14 protein-coding genes, 1 tRNA gene and 1 pseudogene are annotated in these 17,746 nt (G+C 69.1%); 9 read left to right on the plus strand and 7 right to left on the minus strand.

All coding sequences use genetic code 11. The features are described from left to right. Positions 1-532: tetratricopeptide repeat protein (locus FFS10_RS07880; protein WP_249931206.1), on the minus strand; the 532-nt coding region annotated here is incomplete at its 3' end. A gap of 191 nt (positions 533-723) precedes the next feature. On the opposite strand from FFS10_RS07880, the gene cysS reads away from it, so the two are divergent. From cysS to FFS10_RS23440, 8 genes and pseudogenes are all read left to right on the plus strand, one after another. Beyond that, on the plus strand, positions 724-2,100 hold the full coding sequence (gene cysS, locus FFS10_RS07885) for a cysteine--tRNA ligase (RefSeq protein ID WP_137893295.1): 1,377 nt from the start codon (positions 724-726) through the stop codon (positions 2,098-2,100). 45 nt (positions 2,101-2,145) lie between these two features. Then, positions 2,146-2,796, plus strand: coding sequence for a DNA-3-methyladenine glycosylase family protein (locus tag FFS10_RS07890; protein WP_137893297.1), 651 nt, complete (start codon positions 2,146-2,148; stop codon positions 2,794-2,796). Between the two features lie 66 nt (positions 2,797-2,862). Continuing rightward, positions 2,863-3,837: an acetyl-CoA carboxylase carboxyltransferase subunit alpha gene (locus FFS10_RS07895; RefSeq protein WP_137893299.1), complete on the plus strand. Its 975-nt coding sequence runs from the start codon at positions 2,863-2,865 to the stop codon at positions 3,835-3,837. A gap of 34 nt (positions 3,838-3,871) precedes the next feature. Beyond that, positions 3,872-4,822: a tRNA lysidine(34) synthetase TilS gene (gene tilS, locus FFS10_RS07900; RefSeq protein ID WP_137893301.1), complete on the plus strand. Its 951-nt coding sequence runs from the start codon at positions 3,872-3,874 to the stop codon at positions 4,820-4,822. Positions 4,823-4,956: 134 nt separating this feature from the next. Then, positions 4,957-6,219 carry an aspartate kinase gene (locus FFS10_RS07905; protein WP_137893303.1) on the plus strand — a complete coding sequence of 421 codons (1,263 nt, stop codon included), beginning with the start codon at positions 4,957-4,959 and terminating at the stop codon, positions 6,217-6,219. Positions 6,220-6,269: 50 nt separating this feature from the next. Next, positions 6,270-6,362 (plus strand) — tRNA-Ser (locus FFS10_RS07910). Positions 6,363-6,602: 240 nt separating this feature from the next. After that, positions 6,603-6,719: pseudogene (locus FFS10_RS23645) on the plus strand (recombinase family protein); the annotation flags it as partial. 76 nt (positions 6,720-6,795) lie between these two features. Continuing rightward, positions 6,796-7,029 carry a hypothetical protein gene (locus tag FFS10_RS23440; RefSeq protein ID WP_249931208.1) on the plus strand — a complete coding sequence of 78 codons (234 nt, stop codon included), beginning with the start codon at positions 6,796-6,798 and terminating at the stop codon, positions 7,027-7,029. Positions 7,030-7,098: 69 nt separating this feature from the next. Here FFS10_RS23440 and FFS10_RS07920 read toward each other — a convergent pair whose 3' ends face one another. Continuing rightward, on the minus strand, positions 7,099-7,365 hold the full coding sequence (locus FFS10_RS07920; RefSeq protein ID WP_137893305.1) for a hypothetical protein: 267 nt from the start codon (positions 7,363-7,365) through the stop codon (positions 7,099-7,101). A 105-nt stretch (positions 7,366-7,470) separates the two neighbouring features. Here FFS10_RS07920 and fusA point away from each other — a divergent pair, with 105 nt between their 5' ends. Next, on the plus strand, positions 7,471-9,576 hold the full coding sequence (gene fusA / locus FFS10_RS07925) for an elongation factor G (RefSeq protein WP_137893307.1): 2,106 nt from the start codon (positions 7,471-7,473) through the stop codon (positions 9,574-9,576). A gap of 186 nt (positions 9,577-9,762) precedes the next feature. Here fusA and FFS10_RS07930 read toward each other — a convergent pair whose 3' ends face one another. From FFS10_RS07930 to FFS10_RS07950, 5 genes are all read right to left on the minus strand, one after another. After that, entirely contained in the window at positions 9,763-10,638 is an 876-nt protein-coding gene (locus FFS10_RS07930) for an efflux RND transporter periplasmic adaptor subunit (RefSeq protein WP_137893309.1), read from the minus strand. After that, entirely contained in the window at positions 10,635-12,635 is a 2,001-nt protein-coding gene (locus tag FFS10_RS07935; RefSeq protein ID WP_171016001.1) for a preprotein translocase subunit SecA, read from the minus strand. Before FFS10_RS07935 ends, FFS10_RS07930 begins: the two co-directional genes overlap by 4 nt. A gap of 4 nt (positions 12,636-12,639) precedes the next feature. Then, on the minus strand, positions 12,640-14,790 hold the full coding sequence (locus FFS10_RS07940; RefSeq protein WP_137893313.1) for a hypothetical protein: 2,151 nt from the start codon (positions 14,788-14,790) through the stop codon (positions 12,640-12,642). Beyond that, on the minus strand, positions 14,787-16,655 hold the full coding sequence (locus tag FFS10_RS07945) for an efflux RND transporter periplasmic adaptor subunit (RefSeq protein WP_137893315.1): 1,869 nt from the start codon (positions 16,653-16,655) through the stop codon (positions 14,787-14,789). The genes FFS10_RS07940 and FFS10_RS07945 overlap by 4 nt, the downstream gene beginning before the upstream one ends. A 77-nt stretch (positions 16,656-16,732) precedes the next feature. Beyond that, positions 16,733-17,554, minus strand: coding sequence for a SapC family protein (locus FFS10_RS07950; protein ID WP_137893317.1), 822 nt, complete (start codon positions 17,552-17,554; stop codon positions 16,733-16,735). Positions 17,555-17,746: the final 192 nt, after the last annotated feature.

Here is a 17,746-nt window from a genome sequence, read left to right on the forward strand (position 1 = left end):
GGCTGCGCAGCGCCGACAGCTTGGGCGCGACGCGGGGGTTGGCGGGCTCGAGCTGCTGGGCGCGGCTCCAGGCCTGCGCGGCGAGCCGGGCCTGGATGTCGCCGAGGTTCTCATGGGCCGTGGCGTAGCCGGGCTTGAGCTGTATGGCCATCTCGAGCGACTGGCGCGCCTCGTCCAGCCGGCCCTGGGCCGCCTGCAGCGCAGCCAGGTTGTTGTAGGGCTCGGGCAGCTCGGGGTAGTCCTCGGTCAGGCGCGTGAAGGTGGCCAGCGCCTCGACGGCCTGTCCGGTCTCGGTCTGGATCACGCCCTTGAGAAAGCGCAGCTGCGGATCGCGCGGCCGGGCGGCCAGCTGCCGCTCGACCAGGGTCATGGCCTGCGCATGCTGGCCGGTTCGCACCAGCTGCTGCACCTCGGCATGGGCGTCGGCCCGGGCCAGTCCTGCGGTCAGGGCGAGGGCCAGGCCCAGGGCCAGCAGCGGTCCCGAAGGACGCCGGCGGCGAGGCTGCGAGAGGGCGAGCGGGGCTTGCATCATGGCACGGGACAGCGGGGTCAGAGGGCGGTGGCAAGCCCGAACGCGGGGGCTTATACTGGCGGGATTGTAGCCGAGGGGGGTCTGCCGACTTCGGTCATCAAGTCCGTCACACCATCCCGGAAAAGCCTGCCAGCGCGTGCGCCCGAGCCACGATGGCGGCGCCGGCTTTTTCCAGTTTCTCCTTCTTGTTCATGAGCTTGCGCATCTACAACACGCTGTCGCGTGCCCTGGAGCCTTTTTCGCCGCTCGAACCCGGTCATGTGCGCATGTACGTCTGCGGCATGACGGTCTACGACCTGTGCCACCTCGGCCATGCGCGTTCCATGGTGGCCTTCGACGTGGTGCAGCGCTGGCTGCGCGCCAGCGGCCTGCGCGTGACCTACGTGCGCAACATCACCGACATCGACGACAAGATCATCCGGCGCGCGCTGGAAAACGGCGAGTCCATCCGCAGCCTGACCGACCGGATGATCGCGGCCCTGCACCAGGACGCCGATGCCCTGGGCATCGCGCGCCCCGACCACGAGCCGCGCGCCACCGACTACGTGCCGCAGATGCTGGCGCTGATCGACCGGCTCGAGCAAAAGGGCCTGGCCTACCGCTCCGCCAACGGCGACGTGAACTACGCGGTGCGCAAGTTTCCCGGCTACGGCAAGCTGTCGGGCAAGTCGCTCGACGAGCTGCACGCGGGCGAGCGCGTGGCCGTGCTCGAGGGCAAGGACGATCCGCTCGATTTCGTGCTCTGGAAGAGCGCCAAGCCCACCGAGCCGGAGGAGGTGAAGTGGGACAGCGCCTACGGCCGTGGCCGCCCGGGCTGGCACATCGAGTGCTCGGCCATGAGCTGCCAGCTGCTGGGCGAGAGCTTCGACATCCACGGCGGCGGCGCCGACCTGACTTTTCCGCACCACGAGAACGAGATCGCGCAGAGCGAGGGCGCGACCGGGCACCCGTTCGCGCGCACCTGGATGCACAACGGCTTCATCAACGTGGACAACGAGAAGATGTCCAAGTCACTGGGCAACTTCTTCACCATCCGCGACGTGCTCAAGGCCTTCGACGCCGAGACCGTGCGTTTCTTCGTGGTGCGCAGCCACTACCGCAGCCCGCTGAACTACAGCGACGTGCACCTGAGCGACGCGCGTGGCGCGCTCAAGCGCCTGTACACCGCGCTCGACCTCGTGGCGCCGGAGCAGGTCGCGATCGACTGGGCCGAGCCCCATGCGGCGCGCTTCAGGGCCGCGATGGACGAGGACTTCGGCACGCCCGAGGCCGTGGCCGTACTGTTCGAGCTGGCCGGCGAGGTCAACCGCAATCGCTCGGCCGAAATGGCCGGCCTGCTCAAGGCGCTGGGCGGCTGCCTGGGCCTGCTGCAGGACGATCCCAAGGCCTTCCTGCGCGCCGGCGCCAGCCTCGACGAGGCGGCCATCGTGCAGCAGATCGAGGCGCGCGCCGCGGCCAAGAAGGCCAAGGACTTCGCCGAGGCCGACCGGATCCGCAACGAACTGCTGGCCCAGGGCATCGTGCTCAAGGATTCCCCCACCGGCACCAGCTGGGAGGCGGCCCAGTGAGCGCATGCGGTATACGGTGCAGGACAAGCACCTGAAGGACGGTCGATGGCAGCCACAAAAACAACAGCCCCCACGCTCATCACCCCGGACTACTGGGAAGACGCCTGCAAGTACCTGGCCCGCAAGGACCGGGTCATGAAGCGCCTGATTCCGCGGTTCGGCGACGCCTGCCTGCAGTCACGCGGCGACGCCTTCACCACCCTGGCGCGCAGCATCGTCGGCCAGCAGATCTCGGTCAAGGCGGCGCAGTCGGTCTGGGACAGGTTCGCGGCGCTGCCGCGCAAGATGACGCCGGCCAGCATCCTGAAGCTCAAGGTCGACGACATGCGCGCGGCCGGCCTCAGTGCGCGCAAGGTCGAGTACCTGGTCGACCTGGCGCTGAACTTCGACGCCGGCACGGTGCATGTCAAGGCCTGGGAGGCCATGGAGGACGAGGCCATCGTCGCCGAGCTGGTGGCGATCCGCGGCATAGGCCGCTGGACCGCCGAGATGTTCCTGATCTTCCACCTGATGCGGCCCAACGTGCTGCCGCTGGACGACGTGGGACTGATCAACGGCATCAGCCACAACTACTTTTCCGGCGATCCGGTCAGCCGCAGCGACGCGCGCGAGGTGGCCGATGCCTGGAAACCGTATTGCAGTGTGGCGACTTGGTATATTTGGCGATCCCTTGAACCCGTGCCGGTGGCTTACTGAGCGATGGACGGGATCTTCCGGCCCCAGGCGGCGCCGGGGGCAAGTGGCATTACAAGGAGAATGACGTTGGCCAAACGAACCTTTCTCGATTTCGAGCAGCCCATCGCGGAGCTCGAGACCAAAATCGAAGAACTGCGCTATGTACAGACCGAATCGGCGGTCGATATTTCCGAAGAGATCGACCAGCTGAGCAAGAAGAGCCAGCAGCTCACCAAGGACATCTACTCGGACCTGACGCCCTGGCAGATCACCAAGATCGCGCGCCATCCCGAGCGGCCCTACACGCTGGACTACGTGAACGAGATATTCACGGATTTCGTCGAGCTGCACGGCGACCGCCACTTCTCGGACGACCTGTCCATCGTCGGCGGCCTGGCGCGCTTCAACGGCAGCGCCTGCATGGTGATCGGCCAGCAGAAGGGGCGCGACACCAAGGAGCGCGCCATGCGCAACTTCGGCATGAGCAAGCCCGAGGGCTACCGCAAGGCCCTGCGCCTGATGAAGACGGCCGAGAAGTTCAAGCTGCCGGTGTTCACCTTCGTCGACACGCCCGGCGCCTACCCCGGCATCGACGCCGAGGAGCGCGGCCAGTCCGAGGCCATAGGCCGCAACATCTACGAGATGGCCCAGCTCGAGGTGCCCATCATCACCACCATCATCGGCGAGGGCGGCTCGGGCGGCGCACTGGCGATCAGCGTGGCCGACCAGGTGCTGATGCTGCAGTACTCGATCTACTCGGTGATCAGCCCCGAGGGCTGCGCCTCGATTCTCTGGAAGACCAGCGAGCGGGCGCAGGACGCGGCCGACGCGATGGGCATCACGGCGCACCGGCTCAAGGCCCTGGGCCTGGTGGACAAGATCGTCAGCGAGCCGGTGGGCGGCGCGCACCGCGACACCAAGCAGATGGCGGCCTTCCTCAAGCGCGGCCTGAACGATGCCTGGCGTCAGCTCGGCGACCTCAAGGTCAAGGAACTGCTGGACCGCCGCTACGAGCGCCTGCAGAGCTACGGCCGCTTCAACGACACCAAGGCCGACAAGTAAGCCCCAGCTCGTCCCGGGCTGTCGGCGGCAAGCCATGAGCCAGACCCTGCCGCAGGCGCTGGCCGCTTTCCGGCCCGGCCTGCCGCTGGCCGTGGCGCTCAGCGGCGGTGCCGACTCCACGGCCCTGCTGCTGGCCTGCGCGCGCCAGTGGCCGGGCCAGGTGCGCGCCATCCACATCCACCACGGCCTGCAGGCCGCGGCCGACGATTTCGAGCGCCATTGCGTGGCGCTGTGCGCTCGGCTGGCCGTGCCGCTGGCGGTGCGCCGCGTCGACGCGCGCCACGCGCCCGGCGAGAGCCCCGAGGACGCAGCGCGCCGGGCCCGCTACCAGGCTTTCGCGGCCGTGGCCAGCGAGGCCTGGCCCGAGGCTCCGGTCGCCGACATCGCGCTGGCCCAGCATGCGGACGACCAGGTCGAGACCCTGCTGCTGGCGCTCTCGCGCGGCGCCGGCCTGCCCGGGCTGGCGGCCATGCCGGCGTGCTGGGCGAGCGGAGGGCTGAACTACCACCGGCCGCTGCTGGCCGTGCCCGGGCCCGCCGTGCGGGACTGGTTGCGCGAGCAGGGCGAGCCTTGGGTCGAGGACCCGAGCAACACCGACCAGCGCTTCACGCGCAACCGCATCCGCGCGCGCCTGCTGCCGGCGCTGGCGGCCGCCTTCCCGCGCTTTCGCGACACCTTCGCGCGCAGCGCCGCGCATGCGGCCCAGGCCCAGCAGCTGCTGGCCGAGCTCGCGGCCGAGGACCTGGCGCGCCTGGAGCAGCCGCCGCTGATCCGCCCGCTGCAAGCGCTGTCGCGCCCGCGCCAGGCCAATGTGCTGCGCCACTGGCTGCGCAGCGTGCATGGCACCACGCCCAGCGCGGCCCAGCTGGCCGAACTGCTGGACCAGGTCGCGGCCTGCCGCACGCGCGGCCACCGGCTGCGCCTGAAGGTCGGCGCCGGCTACGTGGTGCGCCAGGGCGAGGCCCTGGGCTGGCAGGCGGACTGAGGGCGGCCTCGGGTCGAGTTGGTACAATTGCACGGTTTTGCCGGAGATCCGCGCGAGACCTTTTCCCGGCGCACCCGGCGACAACGCCGGCGGCCCGTCCGCCGCGCCCCCACTGCTTTTTCCGTATCACACCAATGGCATTGATCGTTCACAAATACGGCGGCACGTCGATGGGCTCGACCGAGCGCATCCGCAACGTCGCCAAGCGCGTGGCCAAATGGGCGCGGGCCGGCCACCAGATGGTGGTGGTGCCCAGCGCCATGAGCGGCGAGACCAACCGCCTGCTGGGCCTGGCCAAGGAGCTGGCCCCGGCCAAGCCCGACGCCGCCTACAGCCGCGAGCTCGACATGCTGGCCGCCACCGGCGAGCAGGCCTCGTCGGCCCTGCTGGCCATCGCGCTGCAGGCCGAAGGCCAGCAGTCGGTCAGCTACGCCGGCTGGCAGGTGCCGATCAAGACCAACAGCGCCTACACCAAGGCCCGCATCGAGTCGATCGACGACGAGAAGGTGCGCGCCGATCTGGAGGCGGGCAAGGTGGTGATCATCACCGGCTTCCAGGGCGTGGACGAGGAAGGCCATATCACCACGCTGGGCCGTGGCGGCTCCGACACCTCGGCCGTGGCCGTGGCGGCCGCGATGAAGGCCGACGAATGCCTGATCTACACCGATGTCGACGGGGTCTACACCACCGACCCGCGCGTGGTGCCCGAGGCGCGCCGCCTGCATACCGTGAGCTTCGAGGAAATGCTGGAGATGGCCTCGCTGGGCTCCAAGGTGCTGCAGATCCGCTCGGTCGAGTTCGCCGGCAAGTACAAGGTGCCGATGCGCGTGCTCTCCAGCTTCACGCCCTGGGACATTGACATCCACGAGGAAGCCAAATCCGGCACCTTGATCACTTTTGAGGAAGACGAACAAATGGAACAAGCCGTCGTTTCCGGCATCGCGTTCAACCGTGACGAAGCCAAAATCTCCGTGCTCGGCGTGCCCGACAAGCCCGGCATCGCCTACCAGATTCTGGGCGCCGTGGCGGATGCCAATATCGAGGTCGATGTGATCATCCAGAATGTCAGCAAGGACGGCAAGACCGACTTCAGCTTCACGGTGCACCGCAACGACTACGCCAAGGCCATGGACCTGATCAAGGACAAGCTGGTGCCGGCGCTGGGCGCGCAGGAAGTGGTCGGCGACACCAAGATCTGCAAGGTCTCGATCGTGGGCATAGGCATGCGCAGCCATGTGGGCGTGGCCAGCAAGATGTTCCGCGCGCTGTCGGAGGAGGGCATCAACATCCAGATGATCTCCACCTCCGAGATCAAGACCTCGGTCGTGATCGACGAGAAGTACATGGAGCTGGCCGTGCGCGCGCTGCACCGCGCCTTCGACCTCGACCAGGCCTGAACGCAGCTTCGGAAGCCGCCGTTTTCTCTGGCATAATGACGTCTTCCTTTGGAGACGTGACCGAGTGGCCGAAGGTGCTCCCCTGCTAAGGGAGTATGGGGTGTAGAGCCTCATCGAGGGTTCGAATCCCTCCGTCTCCGCCAGAACAATGAACCCCGCCTTGTGCGGGGTTCAGTGTTTTTGGGGTTCGGGAGGGTGAGAACCCTCGCAGGGTTCGCTCAACGAGCGTCCGGGGACTCTCATTGGCCGTGCGCAGCACGGGGGCGAAGCCCCGAGAAATTCGCGCAAGACGAATTTCGAGCCATCCCTGCGCTGTGCTGGCTCAAGCGCCGCATCCTTTTGTGCAAACAACGACGCTTGGGTAACACCGAAGGGGCGACGTCCTGGTCGTCTACAAGCTCGACCGCGTGGTGCGATCGCTGAAACACCTACTCCAGGTCCCTGACGAGCTGCAGGCCAAGGGCGCGGAGTTCCGGTCGCTGACCGAGAGCATCGGCACCTCTGCACCGAGGTGCACCACATCATGCACAAGTGAGTTTTCGCGTGCGAAAATTTGCTGGAAGGTAAACTACCGCCATGGAACTCGAGATCTACAACGCCTTTGTCAAGGCCGGCATCAGCGAATCGGACGCCAAGGCCGCCGTCGAGTCGATCAGCAAGGAGATCGACAAGCGGTACTCCTTGCACTCGGAAGCCCTGGCCACCAAGACGGACCTGGCTGAGGCCAAGGTCGAAATCATCAAATGGACCGTGGGAACCATGTTCGCGTCCGTAGCCCTCTTCGCGACGATCACGAAGCTCTGGCACTGACCAGGCCAGACGAGGAAAAAAACCGCCTTCGGGCGGTTTTTTATTGGATCAGTTCCTGCTCTGGGCCATTCAGGCCATGGCATCGAGCTTGGCCTCGCTGGGAAGCGCTGGCGGGACCGGGAAGCCCCTGGCATCGACCAGGGCGGCGACCTGGTAGGCCTGCTTCTTGACGTCGCCGAACTCCGTCTCGCTCGAACCGATCTCGGGTTCGACCTTGACACGGCGGCCGTCGTCGTGGCAGGTGCACTGGCCTCGCCACACGGCGCAGCCGGCGTAGGCCCGGACCGGCTTGCCGGACTCGAGACTTGCTGCACCAGTTGCTGAAGCACTTGCCATCGATGCCGACGCCGCGGACTGCGGGCCGAACGCGGGAACTGTGACGCGTCACAGCCGAGCGCGACATCTCAAAAGCGGGTACCTTATGCCAAGAAGGAGATGGTCATGCCCCGCAAAACACCCATTGAGCGCTATCGCAACATCGGCATCAGCGCCCACATCGACGCCGGCAAGACCACGACCACTGAGCGGATTCTTTTCTATACCGGAGTGAATTACAAGCTCGGCGAAGTTCACGAAGGCACGGCGACCATGGACTGGATGGAGCAGGAGCAGGAGCGTGGCATCACCATCACGTCCGCCGCGACCACAGCGTTCTGGAAAGGCATGGCCGGCAATTACCCCGAACACCGGATCAACATCATCGACACGCCGGGGCACGTGGACTTCACGATCGAAGTCGAGCGCTCGATGCGCGTGCTCGACGGCGCGGTGATGGTCTACGACGCGGTCGGTGGCGTGCAGCCGCAGTCGGAAACCGTCTGGCGCCAGGCCAACAAGTACAAGGTGCCGCGCCTCGCGTTCGTCAACAAGATGGACCGCGTCGGTGCCGACTTCTTCCGCGTGCAGCGCCAGATCGGCGAGCGCCTGAAGGGGGTCGCGGTGCCGGTGCAGATTCCGATCGGCACCGAGGACCACTTCCGGGGCGTGGTCGATCTCGTGAAAATGAAAGCCATCGTCTGGGACGACGTCAGCCAGGGCGTGCATTTCGAGTATGGCGAGATTCCGGCCGGTCTTGTCGATACCGCGAACGAATGGCGCGAAAAAATGCTCGAAGCCGCCGCCGAGGCGAGCGAGGACCTGACCGGCAAGTACCTGGCTGGCGAGCCGCTTACCGAAGACGAGATCAAGCGGGGGCTGCGCCAGCGCACGATCGCGAGCGAAATCGTTCCGATGCTGTGTGGCAGCGCGTTCAAGAACAAGGGCGTGCAGGCGATGCTCGACGCGGTGATCGACTACCTGCCCTCGCCCGCGGACGTGCCGGCGATCCTCGGCCACACCGAGGACGAAGGGCAAGCCGAGCGCCATCCGGGCGACGACGAGCCGTTCGCGGCGCTGGCCTTCAAAATCATGACAGATCCGTATGTCGGGCAACTGATCTTCTTCCGCGTGTATTCGGGCGTGGTCAGCGCGGGCGACACCGTGTACAACCCGACCAAGGGGAAGAGGGAGCGGCTCGGACGGATCCTGCAGATGCACGCGAATGCGCGCAACGAAATCAAGGAGGTCCGCGCGGGTGACATCGCGGCGGCGGTCGGACTGAAGGATGCGACCACGGGCGACACGCTGTGCGACCCGGACCAGGTGATCATCCTCGAACGCATGGTCTTCCCGGAACCGGTGATCTCGCAGGCCGTCGAGCCCAAGACCAAGGCCGATCAGGAAAAGATGGGGATCGCGTTGAGCCGGATGGCGCAGGAAGACCCGTCGTTCCACGTGCAGACCGATGAAGAATCCGGCCAGACGATCATCTCCGGCATGGGCGAACTGCACCTCGAAATTCTCGTCGACCGGATGAAGCGCGAGTTCGGTGTCGAAGCGTCCGTCGGCAAGCCGCAGGTTGCGTACCGCGAGACGATCAAGCAGGCGGTCAATGACGTCGAAGGAAAATTCATCAAGCAATCGGGCGGGCGCGGCCAGTACGGCCACGCGGTGCTGAACATCGAGCCGCTGCCCTCGGGCCAGGGCTACGAGTTCGTCGATGCGATCAAGGGCGGCGTGGTGCCGCGCGAATACATCCCGGCCGTCAACAAGGGCATCCAGGAGACCCTGAAATCCGGCGTGCTCGCGGGCTATCCGGTGGTCGACGTCAAGGCCACGCTGGTGTTCGGTTCGTACCACGACATCGATTCGAATGAAAACGCGTTCCGCATGGCCGGCTCGATCGCGTTCAAGGAGGGCATGCGGCGCGCCAAGCCGGTGCTGCTGGAGCCGGTGATGGCGGTCGAAGTCGAGACGCCGGAGGATTTCATGGGCAATGTGATGGGCGACCTGTCGTCGCGCCGTGGCCATGTCCAGGGCATGGAGGACATCGCCGGTGGCAGCGGCAAGCTGGTGCGCGCAGAGGTGCCTCTGGCCGAGATGTTCGGCTACTCGACCACATTGCGCTCCCTCACGCAGGGCCGCGCGACCTACACGATGGAATTCAAACGGTATGTCGAAACGCCGCCCGCGGTGTCGGCGGCGGTCACGCGCGACAAGGCCGGGTAAATACTCCCAGGCAAAGCCGAGGGCCTCCATTGACAGGCGCGATCCAGGTCCGCCAGCACCGCCAAGGGGCGGCCCCCGGGTCCAAGGGGTTCATGCCGGAGAAACGGTGTTCGTCTCGTGTTGGCAGAAGTTTTACCTGCTACCGAAGAAGCTTTCCCTGCAATCCGCACGTGCTCGCCGCCCGGCTCAGCGGCGCTGGCCGACCTTGTGGATCAGGCCGTCCAGCTCGGGGAAGTCGACGCGGCAGCGTATGCCGCCGGGCAAGCGGCCCTTGGGGTTGGGCAGTTCCAGGCGCACGCCGTAGGTGCCGCTGGCCGCATCGAAGACGCGGTCGACGATGCGCACCGTGGCTGCGTAGGCGCCGCCCAAGCCTTCGGGCACGACCTGGGCCTGCATGCCGGGCTTGAGGCGGCCGTAGGTCGCGAGCGGCAGCACCACCTCGACGCGCAGCGGATCGACCTGCGCGAGCTTGAGGATGGGCTTGCGGCCGTTGCCGGACTCGGCCAGGTCGCCCGGGTTCAGCATGCGGTCGACGACCACGCCGTTGAAGGGGCTGCGCAGTCTCTTCTGGTTCAGCAGGTCGATGCTGCGCTGGTAGTCCAGGCGCGCCAGCTCGCGGTTTTCCAGCGCCTCCTTGAGCTCGGACTCGGCGAGGTTCCTCTCGGTCTCGGCCTCGTCGCGGGCCTGGGCCGAGATGAAGCTCTGGCTGTGCAGTTCCCTGGAGCGATCGCTCTTCTTGCTCGCGTACGCCATGCGGTTTCTCGAGGCCGTGATCCGGCCCTCGGTCTCGGTGCGGTACTTGGCGGCGGCGGCGGAAGAACGCTCGACGGCCGACTCGAGCTCGACCAGGGTCTGGCCCGCCTTCACGTCGTCGCCGCGCTGCACGTGGATGCGGCGGATCAAGCCCTCGACCGCGCTACGGATCTCGACCACTTGGTTGGGCTCGAGCAGGCATTCGAAGGACTCGGCCTGGCCTGCCAGGGGCAGGATGGCCAGGGGCCAGGCCAGGGCCAGCCGGAGACGGTGGACGGTGCGGGTCCTGCGGTTGGGCAATGGGTTCATGGCTGCCTCCCTGAAAAAGCCAGCAGCTGGTCCAGCTGCCGGTCGTGCTTGAGGTTGCGGATGCGCACGCGCGCGTTCTTGCGCTCGGCGGCCGACTGGGCCAACCGGCGCAGGCCCTGGATCGCCGGCTCGGGCAGGGGACGCCCGCTGGCGCGCCAGGCCCGGGTCAGGCGTGCGCCCAGGGGCGCGTGGACGGCGAACAGCTCGTCCTCCAGGGCCACGAAGACGGCGCAGCTGCCGGGATCGCCCTGGCGCGCGCAGCGGCCGTACAGCTGGCGGTCGATGCGCCGCGACTCGTGGAATTCGGTCAGGATCACGTGCAGCCCGCCGCGCTCGGCCACGCCGGGCCCCAGGTGGATGTCGGTGCCGCGGCCGGCCATGTTGGTGGCCACCGTCACCCTGCCGGCCTGGCCGGCCTGGGCGATGACCCGGGCCTCGTCCTGGTCCTGCTTGGCGTTGAGCAGGGCGTGGGGGATGCCGCGTGCGTGGAGCACCGCGCTGATCTCCTCCGAGGCCTTGACCGAGCGCGTGCCGATCAGCACGGGCCGCTCGCCGGCCACGGCCAGGCGCTGCACCGCATCGGCCACGGCCTGCCACTTCTCGGCGCAGGTGGCGAACAGCCGTGGCGTCTCGTGGATGCGCCGGCTGGGCCGGTGCAGCGGGATGGCGGCCACGTCGAGCCGGTACACCGAGCGGATCTCCGGCGCCACCTCGCGCGCGGTGCCGGTCATGCCGGCCAGCCGCACGTAGCGCCGGAACAGGCGCTGGTAGGTGATGCGCGCCAGGGTGCGGCGCTCGTCGCTCAGGCTGCAGCCCTCCTTGGCCTCGATCAGCTGGTGCAGGCCGCGCTCCCAGCTGCGGTCGGGCAGGATGCGCCCGGTGGACTCGTCGACGATCTGCACCTTGCCCTCGGCCACCACGTAGTGCTCGTCGCGCCGGAACAGCAGCAGGGCGCTCAGCGCCTGGCTGACCAGGGCCTCGCGGCCGCGCGTGGAGGTCCAGGGGCCGCTCAGGGGTTCGGCGAAGGCGTCGATCTTCTGCTTGCCGGCGGTGCTCAGCTCGACGCGGCGCAGCCTTGCGTCGAGCCGGTAGTCCTCGCCGGCGACCAGCTCGCGCGCCAGGTCCAGCGCCTGGCCGCAGTGCTCGGCCGACTCGGTGTTGGGCCGCGTGCTCGAGAGGATCAGCGGCGTGCGGGCCTCGTCGATGAAGACGCTGTCGGCCTCGTCGACGATCGCAAAGTGCAGGCCGCGCATGACCAGGCGCTGGTCGCGGTCCGGGCCGCCGCCCAGCCGCTCCAGCGCCAGGTGCAGGGGGCTGTCGCGATGGCCGAGCGCGACGCGGTCGCGCAGGTAGTCGAAGGCCAGCTCCTTGTTCGTGCAGTAGGTCACGGCCTGGGCATAGGCCGCGCGCCGCGCGGGCTGCGCCATGCCCTGGACCACGGTGCCCACGCCCAGGCCCAGGAAGCTGTAGAGCGGCGCGAGGTCGGCGGCGTCGCGCTGCGCCAGGTAGTCGTTGACGGTGACCACATGCACGGGCTGGCCGGCCAGGGCGGCGGTGCAGGCCGGCAGCACCGCGGTCAGCGTCTTGCCCTCGCCGGTGGCCATCTCGACCAGCCGGCCCTGCAGCAGGGCCCAGCCGCCCATGAGCTGGGACGGGTAATGGCGTCGGCCGAGCACGCGGAAGCTGGCCTCCTGCAGCAGGGCGAAGCAGTCGGCGACCAGGGCCTCGGCGAAGCCCTCGCGCCGCAGGCGCGGCCGCAGGGCCTGCAGGCGCCCGGACAGCTCGGCATCGTCCAGCGCGTCCAGGCCCTGCGCATGCTGCGCCACCCGGTCCGCAAAGGCCTGTAGCCGCCCCGGGCGCTGGGCGCCGAAGCGGCGCCAGGGGGCGAGCGCGGCGCCGAACAGGCCCTGTGCGAGCTCGTCGTGCCAGGGCAGAGGGGGGTCGGCGCGCTCCGCGTGGGGGCGGGCGGCGATCTCGGCAGCGTCTGCGACAAGCATGGCCCTAGACATGGAAGTGGGTCAGGAAAAGCCGGCGCAGCTGGCGGTACCACTGCCGCGCCAGGGGTTCCCAGGGGTGCTCGAAGCGCACATGCACACGCTGGCCGAACAGGTCCGGGCGCGGCTCGCCGGCCAGCGCCACGTCGAACTGGAACAGCCGTTCCAGCGCCTTCGTGCCCTGGCTGTCCTGCGGGTCGACCGAGATCTGGCCGCCGCCCTGGCGGGCCAGGGCCCGGCTGGGCAGCTGCGCCCCGCCGGCCGGGACCTGGCGCACCAGCCGGCCCTCGAGCACCTGGTGCAGCGCCGGCGCCGGCCGCACCTGGACCCGCTCGGCCGCCAGGCGCACCAGATCGACCTCGGCCTGCGTGACCACCACGCGTGCCAGGGCCTGGTGGCGCTGGTCGGTCAGGTAGCCCAGCAGTTCGCCCTTGCGGTAGTAGCGCCCCGTCAGGTCCGCCGCCTGGGGCAGCTCGAAGCTGCCGTCGCTGCCGGCCACGGCGATCAGCGCGGCCGCCTTCTCGCGCACGCGCGCCAGCGTGGCCTGCTCGCTGAGAAGCTGCTGGCGCAGGATCTGCGCCTGCGCGGGGCTGACGACGAACTGGGCGGCGTAGCCGGCCTCGAGCTCGGCGACCCGGGCCTCGGCCAGCCTCAGCTCGGCCTCGAGCGCCGGGTCCTCGAGCCGCGCGAGCGGGTCGCCCCGGGCCGCGCGCCGGCCCGGCTCGGTCAGCAGGCTGCGCAGGAAGCCGTTGCCGCCGGCCCGCACCATGGCCTCCTCGGGCAGCCAGACCACGCCCTCGGCCTGCGAGCGAAACGGCATGGGCACGGTGAACAGGAACAGCAGCACCAGCGCCAGGCCGCCGCCCACCACGGCCAGGGCGCGTCGGCGGTTGCGCTGCAGCCGAGGGCTGAGCACGAGGTGGCGCAGGCCCTTGGCCAGCGGCAGCACGGCCATGGCCACCAGGGCCCAGATGGCGAGCAGCACGCCGATGAAGAAGAACTCGCCGGCGATGAACAGGGCGATCGCCACCGTGACCAGCACGCGGTAGATCGAGGAGGCCAGGCCGTAGCACAGCAGCCAGGCTTTTTCGCTGGCGGAGGCCGGCGGCGGCGTGGCGTCGGCGCTGCCCAGCAGGTAGCGTTCGAGCAGGTAGCCCCAGTAGCGCAGCGCGCGCTGCGCGAGGTTGGGCATCTCGACCAGGTCGGCGAGGATGTAGTAGGCGTCGTAGCGCAGCAGCGGATTGCCGTTGAAGATCAGGGTGGACACGCCTGCAATCAGCAGGGTGTTGAACAGCAGGGCGCGCAGCGTGCCGGGCTCCACCAGCAGCCAGGCGTAGAAGGCCAGGGCCGCGATGAAGAGCTCGACCAGCATGCCGGCCGCGCCCACCAGGGCGCGCCGGTAGCGGGACTTGAACACGCTGGCCGCCGAGGCGTCGACATAGGGCACGGGCATCAGCACCAGCAGCATCAGGCCCATGTCGTGCACCTCGCCGCCGCCGGCCTTGGTGGCCATCGCATGGCCCAGCTCGTGCAGGGCCTTGACGAGCGGGAACACCAGCCACAGCAGCAGCAGGTTGTCCACTGCCAGCACGCGGTCCGAGAAGTTGTGCGTGAGCTCGGGCCAGTGCAGCGGCGCGAGCAGCAGGGCGGGCAGCACCACGGCCAGCCAGAGCAGGGCGCCCCAGCGCCCCCACAGCGGCGCGGCCAGGGCCTGGACCCGGTTGAGGAAGCGGTCCGGGTCCCACAGCGGCAGGCGCAGCGCCATGGGGTTGGTCCAGGAGCGGCGGCGCTTGGCCTTGTCCTGGCGCTCGCCGCGCTGGAAGACCTCGGCCGTGTCGGGCGTGACGTCGCTTTGCAGCAGGTCGGCCGCGTGCAGCTGGCCGAGCAGGCGGATCATCTCGTCCTGGGTTGGCGCGGCGTCGCCCAGGTGCCGGTTGGTCAGCTCCCACAGCTGCTCGACGCTGCGCCGCCCGTCCATTGCGGCGATCAGCAGGCGCGCCGCGGGCGTGAAGCGGTGCACGCGGCCCGAGGCCGGGTCCTGCAGCAGGTACCAGACCTCGTCGCGGTAGCGGTGGCGGTACAGCCGCGCCTGGCTGCGCAGACGGGGCCTGAGGCCCGCCACGCGGTGCCAGGAGTCGCTGGTCAGTGACTCGCTCATGGCATCCAGTTCCAGCTGGCCAGCCGCAGCCAGTCGAGCAGGCCATGGGTCCAGATCCAGATCAGCCGGTGCTCGCCGACCGCGATCTTGCCCACGCCCTCCATGCCGGGGCGCAGGCGCTCGGACGCCTGCTCGAGCTGGGCCTCGACCCGGAAATGGTTGCGCCCGTCCTGCGCCTGGGTCACCGGCGTGATCTGCTTGACCGAGAAGGGCAGGGTGCCCAGCGGCAGGCCCGACAGGGCCAGGGTCCCGGTCTGGCCCAGGCGCACCTGGGCGATGTCGCGCTCGTCCACCTGCAGGATCACCCGGTAGGCGTCCAGCGGCGCGATCTCGAACAGCACCTTGCCCTGCTCGAGCGGCGTGCCCAGCAGCTGGCTGAGGTCGCCCGAGACCACCACGCCGTCGAACGGGGCAACCAGGGCGGCGCGCGCCAGCTTGCTCTCGACCAGGGACAGCTGGGCCTCGGCCTGGCCGATCTGGGCCGCCACCAGGGCCATGCCGGCGCGGTCCTGCTGGGCGAAGGCCTGGCGGTGCTTGCCCAGCAGCTGCTCGCGTTCGGCGCTCCAACGCTGGCGCTCGAGCAGCAGGTCCTTGTCTTCCAGGCGGCTCAGCAGCTGGCCCTGGCGCACGGTGTCGCCGGCGCGCACCAGGCTCTCGGCCAGGTAGCCGTCGAACGGGGCCACGGCGGCGCGCTGCACCGCGCCCTCGACCACGGTGCGGGCCGCGACGCGGTACTCGCCCGTGGCCAGGCTGAGCCACAGCAGCAGCGCGCCCAGCAGCAGCGCGCCGAGCTTGAGCCCGGGATGACGGGGCCCGAGCAGGCCGGCCAGCGCGCCGCGGCCCTGCTCGCGCGCGCGCTGCCAGGGGCCGCGCTCGTTGTCGCGCTTGAGCGCGAGCACCGGGCCCAGGGCCAGGCCCACGGCCTTGCACAGCGCCACGGCGTCGGCGTCGAAATTCGGGCCCGCGCTGCGCTCTAGCGTGAGCACGCCCACCGCATGGCCATGCTCGACCAGGGGCACCGAGCAGATGGCCTGGTCCCGGCATTCGCGCGCCAGCTCGGCATGGGCCAGCACGCCGAACTCGTCGCCGTCGATGGGCGGGTAGACCATGGCCAGGTCCAGGTCCAGGACCTCGTCCATGGCCTCGCCGAGCAGCCGGACCAGGTTGGTGCGCGGGTCGAAGCTCGCGGTGTGCGAGATCGCCTGCACCTCGACGCTGCCGGCCTGCTCGAAGCCCAGGCTCACGCGATCGCAGTCCAGGCGCGCGGCCAGCTGGTTGGCCAGCGCCAGGGCGGCCGGCGCGAAGGCGCGTTCACCGACGGCCGTGGCCAGCACCTCGGTCACCAGGCTCAGCCGGCCCAGGCGAGCTTCCTGCTCGGCCTGCAGCTGCTGGCGGAAATGGTCGACCAGCCAGGAGGTGCCCCAGTGCACCTGGCGCATGGCGCGCTGCAACTCGGCCTCCGAGCAGGCCGCCAGGTGCAGCACGACCGCACCGTAGAGCTCGCCCGCCACCTCGATCGGGTAGCCGACATGGGCCGGCTGGTCGCGGCTGGGCGGCGAGCTGCCGTCCGGCGCCACGACCACGCCGGCGCGTTCGCGCAGCGTCTTCTCGGCCGCCGGCCCCAGGTACTGCATGGGGCGTGCGGGATCGGGCCAGACCGCGGCCGCCACATAGCCGCTGTCGTTCGCCGAGCGCAGCAGCAGCAGGGCGCCGCGCGCCAGCTCCACCTGGGCGCAGAGGATGCCCAGCCAGCTGGCGTTGAACTCGCTCGCGTCGGCCGGCGCGGCAAAGCGCGCCCAGGCCGCGGATTCGGCCCGCGCGCGGTCCTCCTTGACCAGCGAGTAGATGGAAGCCGTGCCTGTCATGGGCAGCCCTCACGACGGGAGAGGAGGCGCACCCCTGCCTGCGCCGCCGGGGGCGCTGCGGGGCGCGCGCACGGGCCTCAGGCCGCTGCCGCCTGCGGGGCTCCCTTGCCGTTGAGACGGTTCGCCTCGGCCGCCTCTTCGTCCGAGGTGCCGGCTTCTGCCTCGGCCTTGCCGCCGGGGATCACGACCAGACGCTCGCGCATGCTCGAGAAGTTGCGGATCGACTCCAGGTGCAGGTAGATCAGCTCCAGCTCGTCGGTGCGCGCCAGCTCGCTCAGGGCCTCGCCCGACAGGGCCTTGAGGCGCTTGCGCTCGACCGCCATGAAGCCGGTCAGCGAGAGGCGCTCGCCGCTGGGCAGGGTGACGTTGGCCTGCATGGGCTCGAGCAGGTCGAGTTGCTTGAGCTTCTTGCAGAAGGCCTGGGTGCGCTGGAACTGGGCCTGGTAGTTCTGCAGGAACTGCAGCACGTTGTCGACATAGGGGGTGGCCTTGCCGTCGTCGGTGAACAGGCGCTCGCCCCGGCCTTCCTGGTTGCAGCCGGCAAAGGCCTCGTCAATGCACAGGGTCAGGGTCTTGCCAGTGTCGTTGCTCGAGAACACGAAGGGATAGCGGCGGATGAAGGCCGGGATGTACTTGGCCTGCCATTTGCCGTCGGCGTCGAGGTAGACGTTCTCCTGGCCGCGCATGCCCAGGATGACCACCGGCATGATGCTGTCCTCGTTGCCGGCAAACACGATGGCGTACTCGCCGGCCGCGGCGGGGAATTCCACGCCCATCAGGGGGACCGAATTCACCTGCTTGCAGAAGGCGTAGCTGCTGCCCGCCTCGACGCTCCATTTGCCGTGGCGGCGGCTGGAGACGGGGTATGCGGTTTCGTAGATCAGAAGTTGCGTGCTCATGATGTGTCTTTCCCTGTGATGAGGTTAGCCAAGCCGTGCCCGCAGCAAGCGGGCGTCCACCACGACTCCCTGATGCTCGATCCGGAGCCGAAACCGCAGGCTGGCGTGGCCGACCGCCCTCGCTCCCCCTGCGAGATCATGCTAAGGCGGGCGCACGTAGAAATGACCTAGGAATGGCGAAACTCGGCCCGG

The organism is Ramlibacter sp. 2FC (assembly GCF_005503345.1).
Taxonomy (GTDB): domain Bacteria; phylum Pseudomonadota; class Gammaproteobacteria; order Burkholderiales; family Burkholderiaceae_C; genus SCMQ01.